Genomic DNA, 25185 nt, shown 5'->3' with positions numbered 1-25185 from the left:
TGCCATCACAGGTTTCAGGGAACTGCCATGCAAGAAAGCAATACCCTCAAGGACTATCCTCAGGTACGGCAACTGGCGATCCGCTCGCTGTTCGAAATCATCGAGCAGTCCAGCGAGGGCACGGTGATCGTCGACCGCGAGGCGCGAATCGTGTGGATGAACGAACGCTATGCCCGCCGTTTTGGCCTGGCCGATGCCGCCAGTGCCATCGGCCAGCCATGCGAAACGGTGATACCGGGCAGCCTGATGCGCGAGGTGGTGAGTAACGGCCGGCCGATCCTGCTGGACATGCTCGACACCGCCAAGGAGCCACTGGTGGTCATGCGCCTGCCGATCCACGATGCCCAGGGGGCGCTTATCGGTGCCATCGGCTTTGCCCTGTTCGACGAATTGCGCAGCCTGTCGCCACTGCTCAAGCGCTATTCGAGCATGCAGCAGGAACTGGCCACGACACGCTCGCAACTGCGCGCGCGCCAAGCCAAATACAGTTTTGCCCAGTTCGTCGGCAGCAGCGCGGCGAGCCTTGAGGCCAAACGCCGTGCCAGGCGTGGCGCGGCCAGCGAGTCGCCGGTGTTGTTGCTCGGCGAAACCGGTACCGGCAAGGAGCTGCTGGCCCATGCCATTCACGCAGCCTCGGCACGTGCGCACAAAGCCTTTGTCAGCATCAACAGTGCAGCGATCCCCGAGGCGCTGCTGGAAGCCGAGTTCTTTGGCACGGCCCCGGGCGCCTTTACCGGCGCTGACCGTAAGGGGCGCAGCGGCAAGTTGCAGTTGGCCGAGGGTGGCACCTTGTTCCTCGACGAAATCGGCGACATGCCCCTGGCCCTGCAAAGCAAACTGCTGCGCGTATTGCAGGAGAAGGAATACGAACCGGTGGGCTCGAACCAGATGCTGCGCAGCGACGTGCGCATCATCGCTGCCACGTCAATCGATTTGCAGGCGGCCATGGCCCGCGGGGCGTTTCGCGCCGATCTGTATTACCGCCTGAATGTACTGCCAATCCAGGCACCGCCGCTGCGCGAGCGCCTCGAAGACCTGCCCGCGTTATGCGAGGCGATCCTGGCCGAACTGGGCAGCCAGTTCGAGCTGGAGCCCGATGCGCTGCAATTGCTGGCACGCCATGCCTGGCCAGGGAACATCCGTGAGCTGCGCAACGTGCTGGAACGGGCAACCCTGCTGGCAGACCAGCCGCGCCTTACCGCCTTGGACTTGCGCGAGGCACTAGGGCCGGTGGCGCCGCTTGCCACGACTACCGTTAGGCAAAGCTACCGCGATGCCTGTGCGCAATTCGAGCGCAAACTGATTGCCGACACGTTGGCCGAACACGCCGGCAATGTGGTGGAAGCAGCCAAAGCATTGGGTTTGGGGCGTTCGACGTTCTACAAGAAGAAAGTGGCATTGGGAGTATGAGTCTCTTATTAGAGACTGATGTTTCAAAATAGAGACTGCTGCGAGCGCTTTGCCCTGAAACGTAGTTGGGAGCAATAGCTACCGCAGCTAATCTCAAATAAGAGACACAGCAATCTTTAATTCAACAAAATGCTTTAAGAATCAATAAGTTAACTGTTGGCACGATTCCCGCTATCCCCGGTCACCGATAACAAAAAGACCTACCCAGGAGATCTACCCGATGACCGTGCTCATCGCCCTCGCCGCTTTGGCCCTGCTGATGCTGGCCGCCTACCGCGGTTACAGCGTGATCCTCTTCGCTCCCATCGCCGCCCTCGGCGCGGTGCTGCTGACCGACCCCGCCGCCGTGGCGCCCGCCTTTACCGGGGTGTTCATGGAAAAGATGGTCGGTTTCATCAAGCTGTACTTCCCGGTGTTCCTGCTTGGCGCGGTGTTCGGCAAGCTCATCGAACTGTCCGGTTTCTCGCGCTCGATCGTCGCCGCAGCCATCCGCCTGCTCGGCACCCGCCAGGCCATGCTGGTGATCGTGCTCGTTTGCGCTTTGCTCACTTATGGTGGGGTATCGCTGTTTGTGGTGGTGTTCGCGGTGTACCCATTCGCCGCCGAAATGTTCCGCCAAAGTGATATTCCCAAGCGCCTGATCCCGGCAACCATCGCCTTGGGCGCCTTCTCGTTCACCATGGACGCCCTGCCCGGCACCCCGCAGATCCAGAACATCATCCCCAGCACCTTCTTCAACACCACCGCCTGGGCCGCGCCCTGGTTGGGGCTGATTGGCACGGTGTTCGTGTTCTGCAGCGGCATGCTTTACCTGCAACGCCAGCGTAACAAGGCCCAGCGCGCCGGCGAGGGCTATGGCAGCAACCTGCGCAACGAACCGGAAACCGCCGCCGATCTGACCTTGCCCAACCCATGGCTGGCGCTTTCGCCGCTGGTACTGGTAGGTGTGATGAACCTGCTGTTCACCCACTGGATCCCGCAGTGGTATGGGGCCAGCCATAGCCTGCAACTGCCGGGCATGAGTGCGCCGGTGAACAGCGACGTGGCCAAGCTGACGGCGATCTGGGCAGTGCAGGCCGCGCTGCTGGTGGGCATCCTGATGGTGCTGGTGTGCGCCTTCGGCGCCATTCGTGAGCGCCTGGCCGAAGGCACCAAAAGTGCCGTCGGGGGCGCCTTGCTGGCCGCCATGAACACGGCCTCCGAGTACGGTTTTGGTGCTGTGATCGCTTCGCTGCCCGGCTTTCTGGTACTGGCCGACGCCCTGCGCGGCATCCCCAACCCGCTGGTCAATGAAGCGATCACCGTGACCTTGCTGGCCGGCATCACCGGGTCCGCCTCTGGCGGCATGAGCATTGCCCTGGCGGCCATGGGCGACAGCTTCATCGCTGCGGCAAACGCCGCCAACATCCCGCTCGAGGTGCTGCACCGGGTGGCCGCGATGGCCAGTGGCGGCATGGACACCCTGCCGCACAACGGTGCGGTGATCACCTTACTGGCCGTCACCGGCTTGACCCACCGCGAGGCCTACAAGGACATTTTCGGTATTACCCTGATCAAGACCCTGGCGGTCTTCGTGGTCATCGCCACGTTCTACGCCACCGGCATCGTCTAAGGAGCTTTTGCATGACCCTCAAAGGCAAGACTGCACTCGTCACCGGTTCCACCAGCGGCATCGGCCTGGGCATCGCCCAGGTGCTGGCCCGCGCTGGCGCCAACATCCTGCTCAACGGTTTCGGCGACCCGGCACCGGCTCTGGCCGAGGTTACGCAGCATGGGGTGAAGGCTGCGCACCATCCGGCCGACCTTGGCGAGGTGGCCCAGATAGAAGCATTGTTCGCGTTTGCCGAGCAGACCTTCGGCGGCGTCGACATCCTGGTCAATAATGCGGGCATCCAGCATGTGGCGCCGGTCGAGCAGTTTCCGCTGGAAAGCTGGGACAAGATCATCGCCCTGAACCTGTCGGCGGTGTTCCATGGCACGCGACTGGCGCTGCCGGGCATGCGTGAGCGTAACTGGGGGCGAATCGTCAATATCGCCTCGGTGCACGGGTTGGTCGGCTCCATCGGCAAAGCCGCCTATGTGGCAGCCAAGCACGGCGTGGTCGGCCTGACCAAGGTGGTGGGGCTGGAAACCGCTACCGGCAATGTCACCTGCAACGCCATCTGCCCGGGCTGGGTGCTGACCCCGCTGGTGCAAAAGCAGATCGACGAACGCGCCGCCAAGGGTGTCGACCCGCAGCAGGCCCAAGCGGACTTGCTGGCCGAGAAGCAACCTTCATTGGCCTTCGTCACTCCTGAACACCTGGGCGAGCTGGTACTATTCCTGTGCAGCGAGGCCGCAAGCCAGGTCCGCGGCGCCGCCTGGAATGTCGATGGTGGCTGGCTGGCCCAGTGATGGGCGGCCTGGGCCTGGTGCGGGTCTTGCCATCGTTCAACTGCAAGGAGGCCCTATGCGCCCAACCCCCCTGTCCGCGATCCTGGCCCTGACCCTGGCGGCCACTGCCCCAGCGACGGCCGCCAGCCTGAAGGACATCGCGCCTTACCCCGAGGCTGAAAAAGGCTTTACCCGGCAGGTCATCCACCTGCCCGCACAACCCGACGAGCAAGCCTACAAGCTGGAAATTCTGGCTGGCAAGACGCTGCAGGTGGACTGTAACCGCCAGCGCCTGGCCGGCAGCCTGGAGGAACACACCCTCCAAGGCTGGGGTTACAGCTATTACCGCCTGGACAAGGTCGGCGGGCCGGCCAGTACCCTGATGGCCTGCCCGGATGGCAAAAAGACCGAGGCGTTCGTGCCGGTGGTCGGTGAAGGCTTCCTGCTGCGCTACAACAGCAAGTTGCCTGTCGTGGTGTATGTGCCTGATGGCGTGCAAGTGCGTTACCGCGTGTGGTCGGCATCGCAGGACGTGCAACAGGCCAAGGTGGAGTAAATTGAAGCGTAGCGGTGCTTGATCGACGGCAAGCTGGCGATCAAGCGCGTCTTGGCAATGGGAGGTATGGCATGAATGATGTGCTTTGGTGTCCTGCTGCGGCGCAAATCGAGGCCAGCCGAATGGATGCCTTTCGCCGCTGGATCAACCTGCGCTACAACCTGCAGCTCAATGATTACGCAGCACTGCACAACTGGAGCATCGAGCAGCGCGCCGCTTTTTGGGAATCCATTGCCGACTATTTCCAGGTGTTGTGGCATAGCCCACCCAGCCAGGTACTGAGCGAAGGTGCACAGATGCCCGATGCTCGGTGGTTCGCCAAGGCCACCCTCAACTTCGCCGAACACCTGCTACGCCGGCGTGACGATCACACTGCGGTGACGGCCGTGCGCGAAGACGGCGAGCGCCGCTCACTGAGCCACGCGCAACTGGCCGCTGAGGTAGCCGGGCTGCAGAAGGCCTTCAAAAATGCCGGTATCGAGCCAGGTGACCGCATTGGCGCAGTGATGCCCAACACCTGGGAAACCCTCGTGGCCATGCTCGCCTGCACCAGCCTAGGCGCCGTCTGGTCGACGTCATCGCCGGAGTTTGGCCTGCACGGCATCATCGACCGTTTCGGCCAGATCGAGCCCAAGCTGCTGATCGTCTGTGCCGGTTACCAGTACGCCGGCAAGCAGATCGACCAGGTCGACAAGATCAACCAGGTCTGCGCGCAGTTGCCCGGGCTGCAGCAACTGATCGTGGTGCCCTACACGCGGCCGGACACCCAGGCCGACGAATTCACTACCCCTGCCAAGGTCAGCCTGTGGGGCGACTTCTACCAGGCAGGAGGTGAGCCAGGCTTCACCCCCTTACCGTTCGATCACCCGCTGTACATCCTCTATTCCAGCGGCACCACGGGCGTGCCCAAGTGCATCGTCCACAGCGCCGGCGGTGTCCTGCTGCAACACCTCAAGGAACACGGCCTGCACAATGACCTCAAGGCCGATGACGTGCTGTTCTACTACACCACCTGCGGCTGGATGATGTGGAACTGGCTGGCCAGTGGCCTGGCAGTAGGGGCCACTCTGGTGCTGTATGACGGCTCCCCCTTCCACCCGGGGCCTGAGCGCCTGCTCGACCTGATCGACGCCGAAGGCATCCAGGCCTTCGGTACCAGCGCCAAGTACCTGGCCGCACTTGAACAGGAAGGCCTGGAGCCGGCACGCAGTCATCGACTGGCCAGCCTGCGCCTGATCCTCTCCACCGGCTCACCGCTGTCGCCGCACAGTTACGACTACGTTTACCGCAAGATAAAGGCCGATCTGTGCCTGGCGTCCATGTCCGGTGGTACCGATATCGTGTCCTGCTTCGTGCTGGGCAACCCGACGCTGCCGGTACGCCGTGGCGAAATTGCCTGCAAGGGCCTGGGCATGGCGGTAGAAGTGTGGAATGAGCACGGCCAGCCGGTGACCGGTGAAAAAGGCGAGTTGGTGTGCACCCGCCACTTCCCGTCGATGCCCCGGGGGTTCTGGAACGACAACGATGGCAGCCGCTACCGCGAGGCCTACTTCAGCCAGTTTCCCGGTGTCTGGGCGCAGGGCGACTACGCCGAGCAGCTCACCACAGGCGGCATGGTGATCCATGGGCGTTCCGATGCCGTGCTCAACCCCGGTGGTGTGCGTATCGGCACGGCGGAAATCTATCGGCAGGTAGAAAAGGTCGAGCAGGTGCTGGAAAGTGTCGCCATCGGCCAGCAATGGAAAGGCGATGTGCGCGTCGTGCTGTTCGTGCGTCTGCGTGATGGCCTGGCGCTCGATGAGCCGTTGCAACAGCGCATTCGCCAGGTGATCCGCCAGTACACCACGCCGCGCCATGTACCGGCGGTGATCCTGCAGGTCAGTGATATTCCACGTACCATCAGCGGCAAGCTGGTGGAGCTGGCGGTGCGTAATGTGGTGCACGGGTTACCCGTGAAAAATACCGACGCGCTGGCCAACCCGGAAGCACTTGAGTTTTTTCGTGACCGCACGGAGCTGCACGTTCAGGCATAATGGCGCCCTTTTTTCACCCAGAAGCACAGGTGTCCCATGAAAGCTCAAGCCCGCCACATCCTGGTCAAGACCGCTGAGGAGGCCGAAAAGCTCAAACAGCGCATCGCCAATGGCGAGGCCTTCGACGTGCTGGCCAAGAAGTTTTCCACCTGCCCTTCAGGCAAGCGTGGCGGCGACCTGGGCGAAGTGCGCCCGGGGCAGCTGGTGGGGGCGATCGACCAGGTGATTTTCAAGAAACCCCTGCGTGTGGTGCACGGGCCGATAAAGAGCAAGTTCGGCTATCACCTGGTGCAGACCTTCTACCGCGACTGAACAGCGCCGTTAACGGCGTGCGGCCAGCAAACCGAGGCCAGCGCAACCGAGCAGGCAGGCGCTGACCCGGTTGAACAGCCGGCGCGGCCCCGGCTGGCTGAACCAGCGCTGCAGGTAGGCGCCAAGGCCGGCATAGATGGCAATCGCCGCCCACTCCAGGAGCAGGAACAGTACCCCCAGCCAGAGGAACTGCTCACTGACCGGGGTGGGGCTGCCCACCGAGACGAACTGCGGCAGGAAGGCGGTAAAAATCAGGATCGCTTTCGGGTTGCCTGCGGCCACCCAGAACTCCTGCCGCGCCAGGCGCCAAACGCCACGCGGTTGCTCGCTCGCCACCAGCGCCTCGCCCACCGGAGCGCGCCACAGCTGCCAGGCGATGTAGAACAGGTAGGCCGCACCCACCACCTTGATCACCAGGAACAGGTACTCACTGGTGTGCAGCACCACCGCCAGGCCCATCGCCGCCAGGGCAATCATGCCGCTGAAGGCGAGAATGCGCCCGCCACCTGCCACGCATGCGGTACGCAGGCCATAGCGGCTGGCATTGTGCAACGACAACAGGTTGTTCGGCCCCGGTGCCATGTTCAGGGCGAAGCAGGCGGGGATGAATAACAGCAGGCTCGACAGGTCCATTTCGTTCTCCTGGAAATCTGCCGCCAATGTCGATGCTTGAGCGGTACCGGTCAAGGTACAGCCACAGGGAAAAACTGTACGGCAGCGCGTTCGGCGCTGTTAAGCTGCCAGCCTCAACGAGGGCTCCAGCATGCACCCTACCCGCTCCTCACTCTGGCGCGATCCGGCCCTGCCCTGGGTGGAAAGCCGCCGGGCCTGCCACAGCCGCGCCTGTTACAAGGCTCATAGCCACCCGACATTCTCCATCGGCGCGGTGGATGCGGGGTGCAGCGTCTTCACTGGCGCAGGTGATGGGCAGCAGCGGCTGACCCCAGGCACGCTGGTGTTGGTGCCGGCGCAGCGGGTGCATGCCTGCAACCCCGAGCCCGGCCAGGCATGGAGCTACCAGATGCTGCATGTCGAGGCCCAGTGGCTTGCGCAGCTGCGCCTGGAGTCGGGGCTCGACGCGGCCGGGCCGGGGGCGCCGGCGCGCATCAGCCGGCTGCCTGCGTTGTACCGCGCGTTCTGCGGGTTGAATGAATTGCTGTTCTCGGGTGCGAGCAGCGGCGAAAAGGAAGCCGCACTGATCGCCTTCATGGGTGATCATGATTTTGCCCAGCATCCTCACCTGGCGGCTGCGCCAGCGCCAGCATTGGGCATGCCGGCCCTGCGTGGCCTGATCGAGTGCATCGAAGCTCAAGACCCGGCCCGCTTGAGTCTTGAAGTGCTGGCCCGGCAAGCAGGGCTTGGCCGTTATCAGTTGATCCGTGCGTTCCGCGCGGCCACCGGGCTGACGCCGCATGCCTACCTGATCAATGCCCGCATCAACCGGGGCCGGCGGCTGCTGCGCGACGGGCTGGCGCTGGCCGAGGTGGCCTATCGACTGGGGTTTGCCGATCAGAGCCATTTTCAGCGGGTATTCAAGGCGCATGTGGGCGTGACGCCGGGGCAATATCGGCTGCGTCTGGATCAGAGGCCCTAAGCAACCCGCAATAATCTTCAATACCTGGTCCTGCCCCGCCTCCACACTGCGGCTTTATCACTCGAGATAGCCCGCACCATGGAGCAGTTTCTGATCGTCGCGCTCGCCCACTTCCTGGCCCTGCTTTCCCCAGGCCCGGACTTCTTTCTGGTCGCTCGTACCTCGATCAGCGCCGGTTGGCGCGTCGCCAGTGGCACCTGCCTGGGCATCGCTCTGGCCAATGGCCTGTTCATCAGCCTGGCCTTCGCGGGCCTGGCGGTACTGCAAGAAGGCAGCCCGGTGTTCATCGCCTTGCAGTTGGCCGGCGCGGTTTACCTGCTTTATATAGGCGCGCTGTTCCTGCGCCATGCCGGGCAGTCCGGCCTGGCTGCGGTGGATACCCTAGGGGCAGTGAGCGGCTGGTGGCGAGGGCTGGGCATGGGCCTGGTATCTGGCGGTCTCAACCCCAAGAACGCACTGTTCTACGCCAGCCTCGCCAGCATGGTCGCCAACAGCGGTGCTGCCTGGAAGTGGGCCTATGGCGCCTGGATGTTCACCATCGTTCTGCTGTGGGATTTGCTGGTGGCAGCGGCCATCGGCAACAAGCGCCTGCTACGGCGCTTTTCTCATGCCCTGCCCTGGCTGGAGCGGGCCTCGGGGATGATGCTGATTGCACTGGCAGGTGCATTGCTTTTCAGCCTGGTGCAGGGTTGAGCAGCACCAGGCTGGCCAAGTCCATCAGGCTGAAATGGCCACTTGCCCAACCACCGGTGTCCAGGTGCCAGACGTTACCCAACCGTTTGGCCTGGAGCACCGGCGTATGGCCCACCAGCAGGGCACGCACGCCTTCGACGGCGCCGGTATCCCCTTCTTTGAGCCGCCGGCGCGACCATTGGCAGACTTCACGCACCCCCGGGTCATCATCCTCCAGCAGACTGGCGCGCAGCTCGGCCCAGTCTGCAAAAGGGCTGTCGGCATGCAGCACGCCAATCAACCCGGCCTCTGTCTGTACTTCCATGGCTATCGGCAACTGCAGGAACTGTTCGACGAAAACCGCCTGCTCATCCTTTGGCAGATCGAGAAACCAGCCGCCGCCCGCTGCCCGATACATGTCCAGATCCAGCCGCCCACCGTACAGGCAGGTGATGGCCAGCGACTCATGGTTGCCCTGCACGGCATGGAACCAAGGCTTGGTCAGCCACGTCAGGGCCTCGATACTGTGCGGCCCGCGGTCGACCAGATCACCAACACTGAATAGCCGATCCACCGCAGGGTCGAACCCTACCGCCTCCAGGCACTGCTCCAGGCGCCGAAAATGCCCGTGAATATCGCCAACAGCCAGGTCACGCCCGTGGCTGTTGGCGGCTACCCGCCGAAACCGGCTCATTGCATTGTTCCTCTGTTGCCGCACGTTGGGGAGCGGATGATGGGTACCGCTCTCGTCCATGACGTGCTCATGGCCCTATCAACCAACAGCATGGCACAAGGCACAGCACCTGCGCAGTTCGAACTGGTTTCGCCAATGTTTCGCCACGCCCGCGGCCTCCTGAAATACCCTTCACTGGAACAGGTGATCCTGCCGATAGTATGCTCGGCCTTTCGATCTGTACCAGGGAAGGGAATTACCCATGAAACTCTGTGCCGTACAGCTGGCATCAGTCAAAGGCGAACTACAAGTCAATCTCGACCGCCACCTGCACTGCATAGAGCAGGCCGCAGACCTGGGCGCCGAACTGGTGGTGTTCCCCGAGCTGTCGCTGACCGGTTACGAGCCTACCCTGGCAAGGCAGGTGGCCTTGCCGCTCACCTCTGCCCGGCTCGATCCGCTGCAGCGAATCTGCGACCGCCTGGCAATCTGCGTAGCCGTGGGCCTGCCACTGCCCACCGCAGATGGCATTCAGATCGCAATGCCGATCCTGCGCCCCGGCCAGCCGCGGCTGGCCTACGCCAAACAACGGCTGCACGAGGACGAACTGGCGTTTTTCTCGGCCGGTGACCAGCCCTTGGTTTTCGCCGCAGGGCAACTGCAGGTAGCACCCGCCATCTGTTACGAGTCGATGTTCATCGCGCATGCAGCACAAGCCCGCGACAGGGGCGCAGAGTTGTACCTGGTGAGCGTGGCGAAGACGGCGAAGGGCATCCGTGAAGGCAATGAGCACTACCCGCAAGTCGCTCGCACTTTGGGTATCCCGGTATTGATGGCCAACTGTGTGGGCCCGGCCGACAACTTCGTGGGTGCCGGCGGCTCGGCGGCCTGGGACAGCCAGGGCAACCTGCTGGCGGCGCTGGACGGCCGCCAGGAAGGCATCATCTTGCTGGATACCGCGAACTCCAGCGCCATCGGCGTACCGCTGAGCATGCCTTCTGCATGAAGTATCTGCTTTTGATAGTGGCCAGCTTTGCCAGCACCTATCATCTGGTGGGGCTATTGATCAACAGCCAGCTGAATGAGCTGGCCGAGGGGTTGCGCCATCGCCCGGATGCGCCACCGCCCGGTCAGTACCTGCGCGAAGTAAGGCCACAGGCCCGCCGGGCGCATCGGCAGTACACGCTGATGGCGGGCTCGACGCTGGCGGTGGTGGCGTGCCTGGTCGTGTATTGGATCAGTTGAGTTTTCAGATTCAGTCGCGACCTTGCGGACAATGCATGGCTAAAGGTCCAAAGTCAGGCTTTGTTGCCCCTCAAGCGCCAAGAGGTACTGCTTGGCCGGCATCCCCCCGGCAAAGCCGGTCAGGCTCCCGGATGCGCCAATCACGCGGTGGCACGGGGCAATGATCGAGATCGGATTACGGCCGTTGGCCGCACCGACCGCGCGTACGGCGCTCGGGTTACCGATCTGCCGGGCGATATCGCTGTAGCTTCGGGTCTGGCCGAACGGAATGGTGAGCAACGCCGCCCACACCTGGCGCTGAAACGCGGTGCCGGCAAAATCCAGTGCCAACTCGAACCGTTGGCGCTTGCCGGCAAAGTACTCTTCCAACTGGCGAGCGGCTTCGCGCAGTATTGGCTGCTCATCATCCCGATGCACCTCACCCAGGCGAACGCGGTTTTCCCGCTCCTCTTCCCACAGCACGGCGGCCAGGCGCTCGCCGCGGGCCACCAGGGTCAAGGTGCCGACCGGGGACTGCATCAGGGTGAAGGCGCTGGACATGCTTGTTTCTCACTGCAGGGCTAGGTCCGGGCACTGTAGCGCCGGCCCACACCTCGCGCATCCGCTTTCTTGCTCAGGCAATCAATCAGCTCGCGATGCGGCGGGCTTGGGCCAGGTCGATTTTGGGGATCAACGCCGCAGGTATGCGAGAAACCTCGGACAGGTTGTAAACCCGGAATCGCTCGCTGACAACCTGCTCGGCCATCAGCGTCAGCGACGGCAGTATGCGGCTCTCCCAGTGCTGGTCGAGCCCACAGGGGGAATGCTGCCCCTCACCGTTCTCGTAAAAGCGCCCTAATGACTGGTCCAGGTCAACACCCACCAGCAACACCTGCTCGAACCCCAGGTGATACGCCAGTTGCAGGGCGACATAAACCACTGTCCGGGCATCGAAGTAGCCGCTTGAGAGGTCTTTGCTGAAGGCGATCGACCGCGCCCGCTTGCTCCACAACGCCCTGCTGCAGACATGGGTTGCGCCGTGCCCCCGCAACCCGTCGAGCATGCCGGGGTTGTCGGCTTTATGCAGCGGATAACACTCGGTGTCGGGCGGGATGTCAGCGCCGACGAACTGCTCTGGCCACAGTGCCAAGCGCTGGCTATCGCGCAACGCCAAGGCAAACAGCTCTGGCTGCTGTGTGCGAAAGCTTTTGTCGGTGCAGATGTAAAAGAACGGCTTCACGGCACACGCAGCGGTGAGGGAAACCGAACCATTCATGGCAATCACAGGGAGGTGTGAAAATTCAAGCAAGGGGAACTGTTTGGCAGAAGCGCCCGACGCAAGAATCACCACCGGCCCTTTCTGGGTGTTTCGGCACGCCTCGAAACCTGAGAACGCGCCGCGCTCGGCATCGAGCTGTGACGGAGATATATTCATCGCGCCATCATCGGTTTGGAGTACCTAAAACACAATACCCCTCGGACACCGAACGATCCCTTTTACAGAGCCCTTACACAATCTGACCAACGTCTTGCCGTTCGTTTCACGCGACGACTCTCTTTTATGCATGAGTCGCCTTGCCGGTTACCCCTGGCGGTACTAATACTTAACTCTCTGCCTGGGGAGGCACGAACAATGCAACCAAGATTCGTTATCGTTCCCGCAGTGCCTATCGAAAGGGAATCCTTCCGCGTCGCTGGTCGCTATTACGCAGCTACCGTCTGCGGCGGCTACGACATCTACGACAATCAAGCAAAGGAGCGTCTCAAGCCCAGTTACTCCTGCAAAGAAGATGCGCAGGTGCAATGCCGTCAGATGAACCTGAAAGCGTAGAAGCCATGGGACTGCCAGGGGGCAGGCATCACCTCAATCCAGGCATTCCCGGGCCGCCAGCCGCAGCTTGTTGCCCGAGAGGAAACTGCCTTTGTAGAAAGTCGCCCGGCTGCCCTCACCGGACTCCAACACTTCCAGGACTTCATCAGAGGTCACTGCGCTGGGTGCGGTCAGGCGGTAGCCATGTGAAATGGATTTTTGCGTCGTGAGTGGCGCCAACGCTTGCCACTTGGGCAATACACAGGCGGCATAGACTTCTGGCGATTTGCGGGTCAGCTTGCTGGCTGTTGGCTTTCCTGGGTTTGCACAACCGGCCAGGGTGACGACCAGTGCGTAGCAAAAAGAGATGCGAAAGTTAGGCATTTGCATTTGACTCAAGTGGACAGGATGCATTTTAACCATGGTTTTGCATGACAAAAAGCCCGCGCATCTGGGGCGCGGGCTTTTGTACTCAGGTTTGCAGCCGGCTAGCTAGGCCTTCGAACACATGAGGGCTGCATCGAGCAGCCGCCCGTGGTCATACCAGGCATCGCGCTGATAGGCCATGAACTGCTGACGCGTGCCGTAGCTGCGCAACTCTACAAGGCCATTGGCTGTGTTGGGGTCAGTACTGTCGACGAACAGACGCACCGAATCACCACTACCCACCTCATAGGTGGTTGCACTCCCATGCATCTCTTCCTTGACGCACCCTAGATAATCCGGCGGGCTCTTCTCGGTGATACCGGAGGTATGATCATGCCCATCCCGGACATCGGGGTTCTGTGCACACCCCGTCATAAAAGTTGCAGCCAACGCTGACATCAGTATTGCGCTTGCGAGCGATCTAGAGTTCTTCACGCGACACACTCCGGCGCCCCCTTCAACAACCCTTTGAAAATAGCTAACGAGCAACGCCCTTTTTCGTTTTTTTGGCCAGTCCCATATTAACCCTCAGTCATAACCGAGCAATATTCTTCTTCGCTATAGGGGATGTGGCAGCGCCCTACCCTATTTGCAAGCTGACGGGAACACGCCATGCCGCTTTGCCATTAGCACCGCTCAATCTTGCTCGGCCACTTCACAAACGCCATTTGCACGCCCCTTGCCGGTGTACGAGACCCCCACAGACTCATCCGGGTTGACCATGATAGAGACGGTAACCCCATCGCCCTTGGCTTCGTAGTACGCGTCACTGAATTTCTTCAGTTTTGCCTCCTTGGCATTTATGTAGACAGGGCCGCCTTCATCCGCGTGCACTTCGATTCCGCCCGGGCATGTGGCATTCACCAGTGGGATGCCTGCGTTGGCCATCCCTGCAACAGAAATCAGAACAACGCCCAGCACTCGCCTCTTCATTCAAACCTCCTGATCCGGTTAATCCTTATATACAGTGATAGACGAAGGCCCTGGAACCGGACCATTGCCGGCCAGAAATGCTTTCGCATCGAGCGGTGAGCATCATGCTCTGCCCGCCTGGCTCTGCACATACTGCTCAGCCATCACTTTGCCTTCGAGTATGGCCTCCGTCGAGGACGAAAATGCCCGACTCACTCGCAGCGTTCTCGAGACGCTGCCGGGCCGGCCGACCTCCACCAGCATTCCGGTCGGTGAGTCAGTGCACGACTCCCACAGAACGTAAATGGATGCCTGGTAACCAAGGTACGAATGCACATAAAGATCATGACTGGTGGACTGAAGGTTCATCTGATTCTCCAACGGGGCGCCCTGATTGCACCTTTGCTGCAAATACGACTGGTGCGTTCACGCGTGCGTTCCGTTGTCCTCGTCAAGTTACCTGCCCCGGTGAAGCCGGACCAGCACGTCAGAGTACATCTGTACTCCTGCGCAATCCTTACTATTTTAAGCAGGTTGCGGGCCTACCCATAGCAACCAGACCCTCGGTGGCAATTCGGCGTGCACGCCCCACGCCCCACGCCAGCGCTCTGGTCATCGACTCGCCGGGCCTCGAGTCGAAAGCCTCCTCGTGAAGCGCGGTACCAGCGGCCGCATAGACGCCGATGAACATCTGCGTAGCGCCTGTGCGCGACAGCCTCACCTGAACATCGATAACCGTGCCGTTATAAAGAGCCTCATCGTGCTCCCGGTGATGCAGGGTCGGGTCCGCCCACAGCCAATAAGTTTCTCCGCGAATTCGCATGCCGCCTCCTCCGACTGATGTCTATTTGGAATGGCCAAATACCACCATAGCGAAGCGGTGCGACCGCACAACCGGTACACGCGCAACTGTGGGCTGAATCGGACCACCGGTTAAATAACCGTTACAAAATCAATGATTTGTACAACTTCAGGCTGGGCGCGGCAGCTTGATGATCGCCGAGGGCTTTGCAGGGAAAAATTCTGGTGGCTCGCTGCGACGGACAGGAACGACCACAGCTAAGCGCCGTGGCCAACCTTCTCCATCATTTGATAAAGCGAACCTGTGAGTTGATTTTTTCGATCACCGAGCCTTTGCGCTCGTTGAAGCGCAGCTTGTTTTGCTCGAACAGGTTATTACCCTTGGTATCGATGGAGATGATCAACGGGCCAAACTCCCGCACGCGATTGACCCAAAGCGTTTCGGGCATTCCCAAATCTTGCCACTCAGCCCGCTCGATCTCTTCCACCTGGGTTGCGGCGAGTACTGCACAACCGCCGGGGAACACCGCATGCACAGCCTTGTTTTCCAGGCACCCAGTGGTGGTTTCGGGGCCCATGCCGCCCTTGCCGACGATCAGCTTTACGCCAGTCTGCTCAATGAATTCCTTCTCGAACTTTTCCATCCGCATGCTGGTGGTCGGGCCGATGGAAACCATCTCGAAGGTGCCATCGTCTTTCTCGCGCACGATCGGGCCAGCATGAAATATGGCCCCACCGCGCAAGTCGACCGGCAGTTCACGCTTGAGCTCGATCAGGCGACGGTGTGCCACGTCGCGACAGGTGACCAACTGCCCTGTCAGGTAAATCACATCACCAACGTTAAGGTCTGCGAGATCTTCGTCCTTGATCGGGGTGCTGAGGATCTTTTTCACAGAACAACTCCTTCGTGGGACAGAATGTCGTAAGACAGGTCGGCGTTGATACGGATCTTGCCGCGCCGGTGTGCCCAGCAACCAGTGGACACGGCCACGCCAATGGTTGATGGGTGGCGAGCGGACGACTCGATGTTCACGCCCATGACGCTGCTATTGCCGGTCAACCCTTGCGGACCGATACCAATCTCGTTGAGGCCCTCTTCAAGCAACTGCTCCATCAAAGCCGCACTTTCATTGGGGTGGCTGGAGTCTACCGGGCGCAGGATTGCCCGCTTGGACAGACGCGCAGCGGTTTCCACTGATGTTGACACGCCGACGCCAACCAGCAACGGCGGGCACGCGTTGATGCCCCGCGAGGTGATCACATCAAAGACAAATTCGGTGACGCCTTCATATCCTTGACCCGGCATCAACACTTTGGCCGAACCAGGCAGCGTGCAACCGCCACCGGCCATGTACACGTCCACGATTGCATAATCGGCGTTGGGGATGATCTCCCAATCCAGCCATGGAATTTTCGAACCGGTATTGGTACCCGTATTCTTTTCGATAAAGGTCTCTACCGCGTTGTGACGCAGCGGGCCCTTGATAGTGGCTTCCTTGGTGGCGTTCTCGAGGATGCCCTCAAGCTCGCTGAGCAAGGGGAAGCTCGCGCCTGCCGAGATGAAGTACTGGATCACGCCGGTGTCCTGGCAGCTCGGGCGGTCGAGTTTGTCGGCGTAGTCCTGGTTCTCAGCCATTGAGTCATAGACAGCAATGGCGAGCGGGTTGGTTTCCGCGGCCCGCAATTGCGCGGTTTTTTTCTTCACGTCGGTTGGCAGGCGTTTGCCGATATAGGCGGTAAACTTCGCCATCGTCTCGGTAAGCGATAGTACAGCTGACTCTTTATCCATCATTTTCTCCTCACAGCATCACTGGGCTATTCGTGCGGGCTCAAAAGGCCAGCTATTGGTGTTTGCACTGCTCGATTCGATGCACCTGATTGTTGCTCAGTCGAGTCTGGCGCCGCGGCTGGCTGAGTATTCAGGGCCAGGTCCATTTGCTTTTTATCGAGTGCTCCGACCCATTTGGCGATCGCCATGGTGCCAACTGCATTTCCGATCGTATTGGTGATAGCGCGGGCTTCGGACATGAAACGATCCACCCCGAGCAGCAGCACCATGCCGGCTACCGGAATCTTGTCCATCGTCGCCAGGGTGGCTGCCAGTGTGATGAAACCGGACCCGGTGACACCCGCGGAGCCCTTGGAAGTCAGCAACAACACGCCCAGCACGATCAATTGGTCCATTAGGGTCAGAGGCGTGTTGGTAGCTTGGGCGATGAAGATGGCTGCCATGGTGTAGTAGATGCACTGACCATCGGGGTTGAACGTCAGCCCGGACGGAATCACCAGGCCGACTACCGGCTTGGACACCCCTGCCTTTTCAAGTTTGTTCATCAGTTGCGGCACGACCGACTCTGAAGAACTGGTACCCAGGACAGTGAACAGTTCTTCCTTTAGGTACTTGAGAAACTTCCACAGGCTGAAGCCGGACAAGCGAGCGATGAAACCGAGCACGACCACGACAAACAGGAAACAGGTGACATACATAGTCGCCACCAACTTGCCAAGCGATACGATCGAACCCAGACCGTACTTGCCAATGGTGAAAGCCATGGCGCCAAACGCCGCCAGCGGTGCAAGCCGCATGATCATGCCGACAATGTAGAACATGCCGTGGGAGAAAGACTCCAGCACATCGACCATGGGTTTGCCACGCGGCCCCAGATGCGCCAACGCGATACCGAACAAGGTAGAGAACAGCAGAATCGGTAAAATCTGATTCTGTGCAAACGCATCGGTGATACTGGCCGGGATGATTTTCATCAAGAACTCAGTGATACCGTCGCCACCCTGTGCAGCCGAGGTGTAGGTAGCGATGCTGGAGGCGTCGAGGTGCGCCGCATCAATGTTCATTCCGGCGCCTGGCTTGACGAAGTTGACAACCAGCAGGCCCAGGATCAGGGCGAATGTAGAAAGCACTTCAAAGTAGATGAGCGCTCGAGCGCCCACACGGCCGAGCTCCTTCATGTTCTCCATCTTGGCGATGCCCAACACCACCGTGACGAAAATGATGGGTGCGAATACCATCTTGATCAGCTTGATGAACGCATCGCCAAGCGGTTTCAGGTCAGTGCCGATATCCGGCCAAAAAACACCTAGCAATACACCGGCGGCCACCCCGATCAGTACTTGGACATATAACTTACCCAGAATGCTTTTCATGACAGGACCCCTGAATTTTTATTCTTGTCAGGTAATACCGAGAAGACAGATCAACGACCCGTCTCTCGGCGCATTGTCTAAATTACGGTTCTGTTCAATCAGCGATCAATCAGCGCGATGACCGCATCGGTGATCTGGCGAGTAGTCGCTGTGCCGCCCAGATCAGGGGTGTGCAGGCCACTTTCGGTGACTGCTTCAATGGCCGACATCAACTGCCTGGCGGCAGCCCCCTCACCCAGGTGCTCGAGCATCAATGCCGCAGTCCAGAAGGTCGCAATCGGGTTGGCTACGCCTTTGCCGGTGATGTCGAAGGCAGAACCATGGATAGGTTCGAACATCGAAGGGAATTGACGCGACGGGTTGAGGTTGGCGGTCGGTGCGATGCCCAAGCTGCCAGACAACGCGGCGGCCAGGTCGGACAATATGTCGGCGTGCAGGTTGGTGGCGACAATCACGTCCAGTGTGGACGGTTTTAGGACCATGCGCGTGGTCACTGCGTCAACCAGTTCCTTGTCGATCTTCACATCCGGGAAGTCCTTGGCGACTTCGTAGAAGATCTCGTCCCACAGCACCATGCCATGACGCTGAGCGTTGGACTTGGTCACCATGGTCAGTTGCTTGCGTGGGCGACTCTGTGCCAGCTGGAAGGCAAAGCGGTGAATGCGCTCGACACCGGCACGGGTAAATACCGATACCTCGGTAGCCACTTCTTCTGGCAGGCCGCGGTGCACGCGGCCACCATTACCGGAGTACTCACCCTCTGAGTTCTCACGCACGACGACCCAGTCGATCTGGTCGCCGTTATGCAACGGGCTTTTCACGCCCGGCAGTACACGAGCCGGACGCACGTTGGCGAACTGGTCGAAACCCTGGCAAATCGGCAGACGCAGGCCCCATAGGGAAATATGGTCCGGTACATTCAGGGCACCCACGGCACCGAAGAAAATAGCGTCGAAGGTTTTCAACTCCTCCAGCCCACCCTCAGGGATGTAATGGCCATTCTTCAGGTAGCTCTCCGAGCTCCAATCGAAGTCTTTGAAGGAGATTTCGAACCCACATTTTCTTGACAGCGCTTTCAGTACTTCAACGCCTGCGGCAATAACCTCAATACCAATTCCATCGCCTGGGACAGCTGCAATGTTGTACGCATGCATGAGTAGACACCTTCATTTGGATATTCTTGTTTTCCCTGCCGATCACACCAAGGCGACAGGATGTGAGCAGAGTGTAAGCAGAAATCCCAAGGAAATAAGCTACTCAAAATAACTTCAAAAGTTACTTGAGGTTATCAATCATGGGGCACATTCTGTACGAGCCCATCGTCGCTTCGAGCCAGCCATGAATCAGACATTTGACCTTTCGTTTTTCCACCTGCTCGCCACCCAGGGCAGCCTCGCGGCCACGGCACGCGAACTCGGCGTAACCCCCCCGGCAGTGAGCAAACGCCTGGCAGCGCTGGAGGCACGGTTTGGTGTTCGCCTGGTCAACCGCACCACCCGCTCGATGAGCCTGACCTCGGAGGGCGAGCTTTACTTTTCTCACGCTGCGCGCATCCTCACGCAAATCAATGAGGTAGAGCAGATGGTCGTCAGTAGCCGCGCGACGCCCAAAGGCCTTATCCGCGTGAACGCCTCCCTCGGCTTTGGTCGACGGCATATCGGGCCGGCCTTGGCAGCGTTCTTCAGCCGTTATCCGGAGGTGGAAATTCAGCTGGAAATCACCGACCATCCCTTGGATCTGGCAACCCACGGTTTTGACCTCGGGATCCGCTTCGGTACACTGCCGGATGCCGCATTCCACGCCCGCAAGATCGCCTCCAATCGCCGACTGGTGTGCGCCTCGCCGCTTTATCTGGAAAAGCACGGCACGCCGATGCGCCTGTCTGATTTGCAACAGCACAACTGCATCTTCATCCGGCAGAACGAAACGCCTTATGGCGTATGGAGTTTCACCACTGGCAGCCGTACGCAGAACATCAAGGTCCGCGGTGCCCTGGGCTGCAATGACGGGGAGGTGGCCCTGAACTGGGCGTTGGAAGGTTACGGGATACTGATGCGCGCCGAATGGGATATAGCCCGCTATGTACGCAGCGGCCGGTTGCGCCTGGTGCTGGAAGACGAAACACCAACCCGGGCAGATGTCTATGCGGTTTATCCTCAGCAGCTACACCTGTCAGCGCGGTTGCGCAGCCTTATCGACTTTCTCGTGGAGCGCTTCGCTCATATTGATCATGTGGAAGATGCCGAGTGAATGGCAGATGGCCTTGCAGCACCACCGGCTTACCGTTCATGCGTCGGCTTGGATGCCCCTCGATAAACGCAAAAACCCCTTTGTGAAGCGGGCAACTGGCCTTGTCGCCCAGCACCGCTGGCGTTTTACCGTTGACGGTGTGGGTGCCAGCCAGTTGGCATGACAGCACGCTGCCCCCGCTGCTGGTGGGGTCGCCCAGGCAGATGGGACGGTTCATGCCTTGGGTCGCCCGACACTTGGGAGGCCATACTTGAAGGGGTCAGCACCACGGTTGCGCTGGTTCTTCACTTTGCGTGCCTCATCTGGCGGGCTGATCATCTGCACGGTGAGGCTGCCGTCGCTGCCGGCGTACACCACGGCACTGGCACCGCCGTCGTGGTAGCTGGCGATGGTGGCCAGGTTGATTTCCACCAGCGCGCTGCTGACGCCGGTATTGCCCAGGCGTCGACCGATGTCATAGCCCTCGTCGACATTGCTCACATCCAGGCCTTGGCCATCGCTATTGAGGCTGTGCAAGGCGTTGGTCAGGGCGATTTCTGCTTCAGCGTTGTTAGTGGTGTCATAGAACACGCGCACCGGTTTTTGCCCATCGGGCAGCGTGTCGAGGGCCTTGAGCCAACCTGCCTGCAAGGCCTTGGCCTGCAATGCGGGTTTGAGGCGCTTTCCGTGCTCGTCCTGCATGGAAACCTTGATCGGACGGTGCAGGTAGCCCAGCACTGGCGCCGCGTCGAACTCCTTCAACTGGTGTTCGGTCCAGCGCACGGGCAGCCAGGGCGACGGTTCGAAATGGCCTGGGCCGCGGTTATTGAGGGTTTTCCACAAGGTGGGTAGTTGCGATGATCATCTGAGACAACCCGGTGCAGCGAACCGCTCGAAAAACAAAGTTAACCAGGAGTTTTGGGCCAGCACCTCGGTGTATTGCTGGCACATTGGACTATTGATAAGGTGGTTTCATCGTCCGCTTGTCAGATTAATATTGCCTCCAACGTGTCCTGGCAGGTGCGAGGGCGGGCATAACTATCTCATGCAGTGGCCATACTTCGGTGTGTTTCAATCAGACGAAGTACAACCCCTGGATCGGCAAGCGTCGAGATGTCTCCTAACCCCTCATACTCCGCAGCCGCGATCTTGCGCAGGATTCGCCGCATGATCTTTCCCGAGCGGGTCTTGGGCAGCCCTGGCGCCCACTGGATCACGTCCGGCGAGGCAATCGGGCCGATCTCCTTGCGCACCCAGTTCTTCAGCTCCAGGCGCAGCGCCTCGTCCGGCACCTCGCCAACGTTGAGGGTGACATACACGTAGATGCCCTGCCCCTTGATGTCGTGCGGCACGCCCACTACCGCCGCCTCGGCGACTTTCGGGTGCGCGACCATGGCACTCTCGATCTCGGCGGTACCCATGCGGTGGCCGGAAACGTTGAGTACGTCGTCCACCCGGCCGGTGATCCAGTAGTAACCGTCCTCGTCGCGGCGAGCACCGTCACCGGTGAAATACATGCCACGGAAGGTCTTGAAGTAGGTGTCGACGAAACGGTCGTGGTCGCCATACAGCGAACGCGACTGGCCCGGCCACGAGTCGAGGATTACCAGGTTGCCCTCGGCGGCACCTTCGATCAGGTTACCCAGGTTATCCACCAGTGCCGGCACCACACCGAAGAACGGACGGGTCGCCGAGCCCGGCTTGAGCGCCGTGGCGCCGGGCAGCGGGCTGATCAGGACACCACCGGTCTCGGTCTGCCACCAGGTGTCGACGATCGGGCAACGCTGCTTGCCGACAGTCTGGTAGTACCAGTTCCAGGCCTCGGGGTTGATCGGCTCGCCCACCGAGCCCAGCAGGCGCAGGCTCGAACCGTCGGCACCGGCCACGGCGGCCTGGCCCTCGGCCATCATGGCGCGGATCGCGGTCGGCGCGGTGTAGAGGATGTTGACCTTGTGCTTGTCGACGATCTTCGACACCCGGGTGATATCCGGGTAGTTCGGCACGCCTTCGAACAGTAAGGTGGTCGCACCGTTGGCCAGCGGGCCGTAGACGATGTAGCTGTGGCCGGTGACCCAGCCGACGTCGGCGGTGCACCAGTAGGTTTCGCCCGGGCGGTAGTCGAACACCCGCTCATGGGTCAGCGCGGCATACACCAGGTAGCCGCCGGTGGTGTGCAGCACACCCTTGGGCTTGCCGGTGGAGCCGGAGGTGTAGAGGATGAACAGTGGCTCTTCGGCGCCCATTTCCTTCGGCGCACAGTGGCTGGAGGCCACTTTCATCAGGTCTTCGTACCAGATGTCGCGGTGCTGGTGCCAGGCAATGTCGCCACCAGTGCGCTTGCACACGATGATCTTCTGCACGCTGCTGGTTTCCGGGTTGGTCAGCGCCAGGTCGACGTTGGCCTTGAGCGGGGTACGCCGGCCACCGCGCACGCCTTCGTCGGCGGTGATCACGATCTTGGACTTGCAGTCGATGATACGGCCGGCCAGCGCCTCGGGTGAAAAACCGCCGAACACTACCGAATGGATCGCACCGATACGGGCACAGGCGAGCATGGCGACCACGGCCTCGGGGATCATCGGCATATAGATGGTGACCACGTCACCGCGGTGCACATCCTGGCCACGCAGGGCGTTGGCGAACTTGCAGACTTGCTCGTGCAGTTCGCGGTAGGTGATGTTGCGGTGCTCGGAAGGGTCGTCGCCTTCCCAGATGATGGCCAACTGGTCGCCGCGCTCTTCGAGGTGGCGGTCCAGGCAGTTGGAGGAAACGTTCAGAGTGCCGTCGGCGAACCATTTGATATCGACGTGATGGTCGTCGAAGGAGGTCTGCTTGACCTTGGTGAACGGCTTGATCCAGCGGATGCGCTGGGCCTGCTCACGCCAGAAGCCGTCCGGGTTGATCACCGACTGCTGGTACATGGCCTTGTAGGTGGCCTCGTCGGTCAGGGTGGTGGCCGCAACCTCGGGACGAACGGGATACAGTGGAGCCGCACTCATCTGTGTTACCTCGGTGTCAAAATTGTTTTTGTTGGATCAGCTGAAGCTGCACACGAGCTCACGCAAAGCGATCAAATACTGAATCGCCCCAGCAGCCTATCTTGCTCCCCGACATGCTCGACCATGGCCGAGCACTGGTTGGCCTGCTGTTCCGCGCTACCGGAAACTTCAACGCTGATATCGCGGATCGTTGTGGTATTCCGGTTTATTTCCTCGGTCGTAGCACTCTGCTGTTCAGCCGCCGCAGCGATCTGCAGGTTCATCTCGTTTATCCGGTTGATCGCTTCCCGTATGCGTTCAAGCATCCCGTTAGCAGCGATCGCGTCTTGCGCCGTTTTGCTGGCTGTGTCCCGGCTGAATTGCATACGTGATTGCGCTTGTTTAACGCCCGACTGCAACTGGTCGATCATCTGGCGTATCTCCTGAGTGGAGTGCTGGGTTCTCGACGCAAGCGACCACACCTCATCGGCAACCACGGCAAAGCCGCGCCCGGATTCGCCCGCGCATGCCGCTTCGATGGCGGCGTTGAGCGCGAGCAGATTGGTTTGATCGGCGATGCTGGTAATCACCGAGAGAATCGACTCAATGTTCTGGCTGAGCAGGGACAACTCATTGATGGCACAGCCGGTAGCGTCCATTTCCTCTGCCAGACGCAGAATTGCGTTGGTCGAGCGCGAAACAAGGGCAACGCCGTTGACAGTCTGCTCATCAGCGGTCACCGCCGCCTGCGCATTGCCGGCGACCTCTTCCGCGGTGGAAGCCATCTCCTGCATGGCCGTGGCCAATTGCTCCAGTTCCTGCAGTTGCGTCTGCACGCGGTCGGCCGTCTGGCTGGCCTCCACCGAGGCCACCGTCGTGCTTTCACGCACGTGCTGGGCACTGCTCACCACATCGCCAATGAGCGTCCGGAGATTTTGCAAAAACCGGTTGAACTGTGCCGAAACCAGCGATATTTCATCGTTGCCGGTAACGGGCAGCTCACGGGTTAGGTCGCCTTGCCCGTCATTGATGTCTATCAACGAGTCTTTCAGGCGGTCCAGTGGACGCAGCAACATTTTCACCCAGACCCCGAGGAGCAATAGGCTGATCAACACGCCAAGGCCGGTGCCGACAACCGCGCGCCAGCCCAGAACACGGGCAGCGGCCATCACCACCCCTTCATCCAGAACGATGCCAATGTACCAGTCCATGCCCTTGAGTTGGCTAAGGGGAATGAAAGCGACGAGAAGGGTCTTGCCGTCGTGGTTGATCTCGCGCAGCTTGCTCTCAAGAGGCGGAAGATCACCGGCAAAAACCTCACCGTAGGACTTGCCATTCAGTTTGGTTTGCGGGTGCGAAATAATGTTGCCGTCCTTGCTTAGCAGAAAGGCATAGCCGGCACCACCGAAGTCTAGGGTGTTTATAGCGTCTGCTACCGCCTTCAAATGAATCTGCCCGCCGAACACGCCGATAGTCTGGCCAACATCACTGACCTTGCTCACCGCAGATATCAGAATCTCGCCGGTGGTGGAATCGGGGTAGGGCTCAGTAAACACGGCATGATTGGCAGCTTTACCCACCCCATACCATGGCCGCGTACGCCCATCATAATCAGCCTGGGGGTTCCAGGAAGCGCTGGTAATCAGCGGCTTTCCGGTGGAATCGTAGGCGCCGAAGACAATTTTGAATTCTGTGTTGAGCACCGGCGAGTCGAGAACGCGTTGAGTGGCCTCGGGACTGTACTGGCTATTGATGGCCTGGCCAGCCAGATCAATCAACAGCAATTTGCCATTGAGCCAGTTCTCAATCTGCCTGGCCATGGTATTGCTGGTTTCCGCGATGTTCGCCTCTACCTGCTCGCGCAACAGTTCGCGCACTTGAGTAATCTGCAGCAGCGACAACAGGCCAGTGGTGACGAACAGCACACAGGCGGCCACAAGACTTACCTTGTAACGGATCTTCATCAAGAACTCCAACGAGGCGGGCTGATCGCATTGCCCGCGCCCGGCAGCGCGTGCAA

General features: G+C 60.4%; 27 protein-coding genes and 1 pseudogene. 12 read left to right on the top strand and 16 right to left on the bottom strand.

What is annotated here, in order from left to right; translation table 11 throughout:
* Positions 1-27 precede the first annotated feature (27 nt).
* From ACMGGN_RS08870 to ACMGGN_RS08845, 6 genes are all read left to right on the top strand, one after another.
* Positions 28-1410 carry a sigma-54 interaction domain-containing protein gene (locus tag ACMGGN_RS08870; RefSeq protein ID WP_119687064.1) on the top strand — a complete coding sequence of 461 codons (1383 nt, stop codon included), beginning with the start codon at positions 28-30 and terminating at the stop codon, positions 1408-1410.
* A 220-nt stretch (positions 1411-1630) separates the two neighbouring features.
* Positions 1631-3022 (top strand): GntP family permease, encoded by a 1392-nt coding sequence (locus ACMGGN_RS08865; RefSeq protein ID WP_125924104.1) that lies wholly within the window; start codon positions 1631-1633, stop codon positions 3020-3022.
* A gap of 11 nt (positions 3023-3033) precedes the next feature.
* The gene (gene hbdH, locus ACMGGN_RS08860; protein ID WP_281869980.1) at positions 3034-3804 is read left to right on the top strand and encodes a 3-hydroxybutyrate dehydrogenase; all 771 of its coding nucleotides are present in this window, start codon (positions 3034-3036) and stop codon (positions 3802-3804) included.
* A 55-nt stretch (positions 3805-3859) separates the two neighbouring features.
* On the top strand, positions 3860-4339 hold the full coding sequence (gene eco, locus ACMGGN_RS08855; RefSeq protein ID WP_237858498.1) for a serine protease inhibitor ecotin: 480 nt from the start codon (positions 3860-3862) through the stop codon (positions 4337-4339).
* A 71-nt stretch (positions 4340-4410) separates the two neighbouring features.
* Positions 4411-6372: an acetoacetate--CoA ligase gene (locus ACMGGN_RS08850; RefSeq protein ID WP_174141165.1), complete on the top strand. Its 1962-nt coding sequence runs from the start codon at positions 4411-4413 to the stop codon at positions 6370-6372.
* A 36-nt stretch (positions 6373-6408) separates the two neighbouring features.
* Positions 6409-6684 carry a peptidylprolyl isomerase gene (locus tag ACMGGN_RS08845; RefSeq protein WP_046786145.1) on the top strand — a complete coding sequence of 92 codons (276 nt, stop codon included), beginning with the start codon at positions 6409-6411 and terminating at the stop codon, positions 6682-6684.
* Between the two features lie 9 nt (positions 6685-6693).
* On the opposite strand, the gene ACMGGN_RS08840 is transcribed toward ACMGGN_RS08845, so the two are convergent.
* Positions 6694-7317 carry a LysE family translocator gene (locus tag ACMGGN_RS08840; RefSeq protein WP_046786144.1) on the bottom strand — a complete coding sequence of 208 codons (624 nt, stop codon included), beginning with the start codon at positions 7315-7317 and terminating at the stop codon, positions 6694-6696.
* Between the two features lie 130 nt (positions 7318-7447).
* Here ACMGGN_RS08840 and ACMGGN_RS08835 point away from each other — a divergent pair, with 130 nt between their 5' ends.
* Complete coding sequence (locus ACMGGN_RS08835; protein ID WP_115274739.1) at positions 7448-8278, top strand: AraC family transcriptional regulator; 831 nt, start codon at positions 7448-7450, stop codon at positions 8276-8278.
* 78 nt (positions 8279-8356) lie between these two features.
* Positions 8357-8971, top strand: a complete 615-nt coding sequence (locus ACMGGN_RS08830; RefSeq protein WP_046786142.1) for a LysE family translocator — start codon at positions 8357-8359, stop codon at positions 8969-8971.
* On the opposite strand, the gene ACMGGN_RS08825 is transcribed toward ACMGGN_RS08830, so the two are convergent.
* Entirely contained in the window at positions 8952-9644 is a 693-nt protein-coding gene (locus tag ACMGGN_RS08825) for a metallophosphoesterase (RefSeq protein WP_115274737.1), read from the bottom strand. The genes ACMGGN_RS08830 and ACMGGN_RS08825 overlap by 20 nt on opposite strands.
* A gap of 241 nt (positions 9645-9885) precedes the next feature.
* On the opposite strand from ACMGGN_RS08825, the gene ACMGGN_RS08820 reads away from it, so the two are divergent.
* Both ACMGGN_RS08820 and ACMGGN_RS08815 read left to right on the top strand, forming a co-directional pair.
* Positions 9886-10629 (top strand): carbon-nitrogen hydrolase family protein, encoded by a 744-nt coding sequence (locus ACMGGN_RS08820; protein WP_046786140.1) that lies wholly within the window; start codon positions 9886-9888, stop codon positions 10627-10629.
* Positions 10626-10868, top strand: a complete 243-nt coding sequence (locus tag ACMGGN_RS08815; protein ID WP_161871030.1) for a hypothetical protein — start codon at positions 10626-10628, stop codon at positions 10866-10868. The genes ACMGGN_RS08820 and ACMGGN_RS08815 overlap by 4 nt, the downstream gene beginning before the upstream one ends.
* Before the next feature lie 39 nt (positions 10869-10907).
* On the opposite strand, the gene ACMGGN_RS08810 is transcribed toward ACMGGN_RS08815, so the two are convergent.
* Together ACMGGN_RS08810 and ACMGGN_RS08805 are read right to left on the bottom strand one after the other, a co-directional pair.
* Positions 10908-11408: a methylated-DNA--[protein]-cysteine S-methyltransferase gene (locus ACMGGN_RS08810; protein ID WP_046786138.1), complete on the bottom strand. Its 501-nt coding sequence runs from the start codon at positions 11406-11408 to the stop codon at positions 10908-10910.
* A gap of 85 nt (positions 11409-11493) precedes the next feature.
* Positions 11494-12282: an LPS biosynthesis protein gene (locus tag ACMGGN_RS08805; protein WP_046786137.1), complete on the bottom strand. Its 789-nt coding sequence runs from the start codon at positions 12280-12282 to the stop codon at positions 11494-11496.
* A 198-nt stretch (positions 12283-12480) separates the two neighbouring features.
* Between ACMGGN_RS08805 and ACMGGN_RS08800 the strand changes: the two genes are divergently transcribed.
* Complete coding sequence (locus ACMGGN_RS08800) at positions 12481-12678, top strand: hypothetical protein (RefSeq protein ID WP_046786136.1); 198 nt, start codon at positions 12481-12483, stop codon at positions 12676-12678.
* A 33-nt stretch (positions 12679-12711) separates the two neighbouring features.
* Here the strand turns inward: ACMGGN_RS08800 and ACMGGN_RS08795 are convergent, their stop codons facing one another.
* The 8 genes from ACMGGN_RS08795 to ACMGGN_RS08760 form a co-directional block, all read right to left on the bottom strand.
* Positions 12712-13041, bottom strand: a complete 330-nt coding sequence (locus ACMGGN_RS08795) for a hypothetical protein (RefSeq protein ID WP_371316878.1) — start codon at positions 13039-13041, stop codon at positions 12712-12714.
* 108 nt (positions 13042-13149) lie between these two features.
* A complete protein-coding gene (locus ACMGGN_RS08790; RefSeq protein ID WP_080952109.1) occupies positions 13150-13482 on the bottom strand; it encodes a hypothetical protein in 333 nt (110 codons plus the stop codon).
* Positions 13483-13719: 237 nt separating this feature from the next.
* On the bottom strand, positions 13720-14016 hold the full coding sequence (locus ACMGGN_RS08785; protein ID WP_115274735.1) for a hypothetical protein: 297 nt from the start codon (positions 14014-14016) through the stop codon (positions 13720-13722).
* A 499-nt stretch (positions 14017-14515) separates the two neighbouring features.
* Positions 14516-14818, bottom strand: a complete 303-nt coding sequence (locus ACMGGN_RS08780) for a hypothetical protein (protein WP_046786133.1) — start codon at positions 14816-14818, stop codon at positions 14516-14518.
* 262 nt (positions 14819-15080) lie between these two features.
* Complete coding sequence (gene ttdB, locus ACMGGN_RS08775; RefSeq protein ID WP_115274734.1) at positions 15081-15689, bottom strand: L(+)-tartrate dehydratase subunit beta; 609 nt, start codon at positions 15687-15689, stop codon at positions 15081-15083.
* Positions 15686-16585: a L(+)-tartrate dehydratase subunit alpha gene (gene ttdA, locus ACMGGN_RS08770; RefSeq protein WP_115274733.1), complete on the bottom strand. Its 900-nt coding sequence runs from the start codon at positions 16583-16585 to the stop codon at positions 15686-15688. The genes ttdB and ttdA overlap by 4 nt, the downstream gene beginning before the upstream one ends.
* A gap of 26 nt (positions 16586-16611) precedes the next feature.
* Positions 16612-17958 (bottom strand): dicarboxylate/amino acid:cation symporter, encoded by a 1347-nt coding sequence (locus ACMGGN_RS08765; protein ID WP_414156672.1) that lies wholly within the window; start codon positions 17956-17958, stop codon positions 16612-16614.
* 98 nt (positions 17959-18056) lie between these two features.
* Positions 18057-19112 carry a tartrate dehydrogenase gene (locus tag ACMGGN_RS08760; RefSeq protein ID WP_115274731.1) on the bottom strand — a complete coding sequence of 352 codons (1056 nt, stop codon included), beginning with the start codon at positions 19110-19112 and terminating at the stop codon, positions 18057-18059.
* Positions 19113-19296: 184 nt separating this feature from the next.
* Between ACMGGN_RS08760 and ACMGGN_RS08755 the strand changes: the two genes are divergently transcribed.
* Entirely contained in the window at positions 19297-20208 is a 912-nt protein-coding gene (locus ACMGGN_RS08755) for a LysR family transcriptional regulator (RefSeq protein WP_115274730.1), read from the top strand.
* Here the strand turns inward: ACMGGN_RS08755 and ACMGGN_RS08750 are convergent.
* The 4 genes and pseudogenes from ACMGGN_RS08750 to ACMGGN_RS08735 all read right to left on the bottom strand — a co-directional run bounded on the left by ACMGGN_RS08750 (position 20150) and on the right by ACMGGN_RS08735 (position 25129).
* Positions 20150-20425 (bottom strand): PAAR domain-containing protein, encoded by a 276-nt coding sequence (locus ACMGGN_RS08750; RefSeq protein WP_231386187.1) that lies wholly within the window; start codon positions 20423-20425, stop codon positions 20150-20152. The genes ACMGGN_RS08755 and ACMGGN_RS08750 overlap by 59 nt on opposite strands.
* A pseudogene (locus tag ACMGGN_RS08745) lies at positions 20422-21045 on the bottom strand (hypothetical protein); the annotation flags it as partial. The pseudogene ACMGGN_RS08745 and the gene ACMGGN_RS08750, both read right to left, overlap by 4 nt.
* Before the next feature lie 185 nt (positions 21046-21230).
* Entirely contained in the window at positions 21231-23186 is a 1956-nt protein-coding gene (gene acs / locus ACMGGN_RS08740) for an acetate--CoA ligase (RefSeq protein WP_115274728.1), read from the bottom strand.
* Between the two features lie 71 nt (positions 23187-23257).
* A complete protein-coding gene (locus tag ACMGGN_RS08735) occupies positions 23258-25129 on the bottom strand; it encodes a methyl-accepting chemotaxis protein (RefSeq protein WP_237858511.1) in 1872 nt (623 codons plus the stop codon).
* Positions 25130-25185: the final 56 nt, after the last annotated feature.

Source organism: Pseudomonas sp. BNK-30, from assembly GCF_047456185.1.
Classification (GTDB): Bacteria; Pseudomonadota; Gammaproteobacteria; order Pseudomonadales; family Pseudomonadaceae; genus Aquipseudomonas; species Aquipseudomonas putida_E.
This window is presented reverse-complemented; position numbering and strand designations above follow the sequence as displayed.

What these genes read in the sequence shown, in the direction of transcription:
- ACMGGN_RS08840 (WP_046786144.1), bottom strand. Translation starts at nt 7,317, where the DNA reads ATGGACCTGTCGAGCCTGCTGTTATTCATCCCCGCCTGCTTCGCCCTG.
- ACMGGN_RS08750 (WP_231386187.1), bottom strand. Translation starts at nt 20,425, where the DNA reads ATGAACCGTCCCATCTGCCTGGGCGACCCCACCAGCAGCGGGGGCAGC.
- ACMGGN_RS08780 (WP_046786133.1), bottom strand. Translation starts at nt 14,818, where the DNA reads ATGCGAATTCGCGGAGAAACTTATTGGCTGTGGGCGGACCCGACCCTG.
- ACMGGN_RS08795 (WP_371316878.1), bottom strand. Translation starts at nt 13,041, where the DNA reads ATGCCTAACTTTCGCATCTCTTTTTGCTACGCACTGGTCGTCACCCTG.
- ACMGGN_RS08755 (WP_115274730.1), top strand. Translation starts at nt 19,297, where the DNA reads ATGAATCAGACATTTGACCTTTCGTTTTTCCACCTGCTCGCCACCCAG.
- ACMGGN_RS08850 (WP_174141165.1), top strand. Translation starts at nt 4,411, where the DNA reads ATGAATGATGTGCTTTGGTGTCCTGCTGCGGCGCAAATCGAGGCCAGC.
- acs (WP_115274728.1), bottom strand. Translation starts at nt 23,186, where the DNA reads ATGAGTGCGGCTCCACTGTATCCCGTTCGTCCCGAGGTTGCGGCCACC.
- ACMGGN_RS08790 (WP_080952109.1), bottom strand. Translation starts at nt 13,482, where the DNA reads ATGTCAGCGTTGGCTGCAACTTTTATGACGGGGTGTGCACAGAACCCC.
- ACMGGN_RS08735 (WP_237858511.1), bottom strand. Translation starts at nt 25,129, where the DNA reads ATGAAGATCCGTTACAAGGTAAGTCTTGTGGCCGCCTGTGTGCTGTTC.
- ACMGGN_RS08810 (WP_046786138.1), bottom strand. Translation starts at nt 11,408, where the DNA reads ATGTCCAGCGCCTTCACCCTGATGCAGTCCCCGGTCGGCACCTTGACC.
- ACMGGN_RS08865 (WP_125924104.1), top strand. Translation starts at nt 1,631, where the DNA reads ATGACCGTGCTCATCGCCCTCGCCGCTTTGGCCCTGCTGATGCTGGCC.
- ACMGGN_RS08845 (WP_046786145.1), top strand. Translation starts at nt 6,409, where the DNA reads ATGAAAGCTCAAGCCCGCCACATCCTGGTCAAGACCGCTGAGGAGGCC.
- ACMGGN_RS08825 (WP_115274737.1), bottom strand. Translation starts at nt 9,644, where the DNA reads ATGAGCCGGTTTCGGCGGGTAGCCGCCAACAGCCACGGGCGTGACCTG.
- ACMGGN_RS08760 (WP_115274731.1), bottom strand. Translation starts at nt 19,112, where the DNA reads ATGCATGCGTACAACATTGCAGCTGTCCCAGGCGATGGAATTGGTATT.
- ACMGGN_RS08830 (WP_046786142.1), top strand. Translation starts at nt 8,357, where the DNA reads ATGGAGCAGTTTCTGATCGTCGCGCTCGCCCACTTCCTGGCCCTGCTT.
- ACMGGN_RS08815 (WP_161871030.1), top strand. Translation starts at nt 10,626, where the DNA reads ATGAAGTATCTGCTTTTGATAGTGGCCAGCTTTGCCAGCACCTATCAT.
- ACMGGN_RS08765 (WP_414156672.1), bottom strand. Translation starts at nt 17,958, where the DNA reads ATGAAAAGCATTCTGGGTAAGTTATATGTCCAAGTACTGATCGGGGTG.
- ACMGGN_RS08870 (WP_119687064.1), top strand. Translation starts at nt 28, where the DNA reads ATGCAAGAAAGCAATACCCTCAAGGACTATCCTCAGGTACGGCAACTG.
- ACMGGN_RS08835 (WP_115274739.1), top strand. Translation starts at nt 7,448, where the DNA reads ATGCACCCTACCCGCTCCTCACTCTGGCGCGATCCGGCCCTGCCCTGG.
- ACMGGN_RS08785 (WP_115274735.1), bottom strand. Translation starts at nt 14,016, where the DNA reads ATGAAGAGGCGAGTGCTGGGCGTTGTTCTGATTTCTGTTGCAGGGATG.
- hbdH (WP_281869980.1), top strand. Translation starts at nt 3,034, where the DNA reads ATGACCCTCAAAGGCAAGACTGCACTCGTCACCGGTTCCACCAGCGGC.
- ttdA (WP_115274733.1), bottom strand. Translation starts at nt 16,585, where the DNA reads ATGGATAAAGAGTCAGCTGTACTATCGCTTACCGAGACGATGGCGAAG.
- eco (WP_237858498.1), top strand. Translation starts at nt 3,860, where the DNA reads ATGCGCCCAACCCCCCTGTCCGCGATCCTGGCCCTGACCCTGGCGGCC.
- ACMGGN_RS08805 (WP_046786137.1), bottom strand. Translation starts at nt 12,282, where the DNA reads ATGAATATATCTCCGTCACAGCTCGATGCCGAGCGCGGCGCGTTCTCA.
- ACMGGN_RS08800 (WP_046786136.1), top strand. Translation starts at nt 12,481, where the DNA reads ATGCAACCAAGATTCGTTATCGTTCCCGCAGTGCCTATCGAAAGGGAA.
- ACMGGN_RS08820 (WP_046786140.1), top strand. Translation starts at nt 9,886, where the DNA reads ATGAAACTCTGTGCCGTACAGCTGGCATCAGTCAAAGGCGAACTACAA.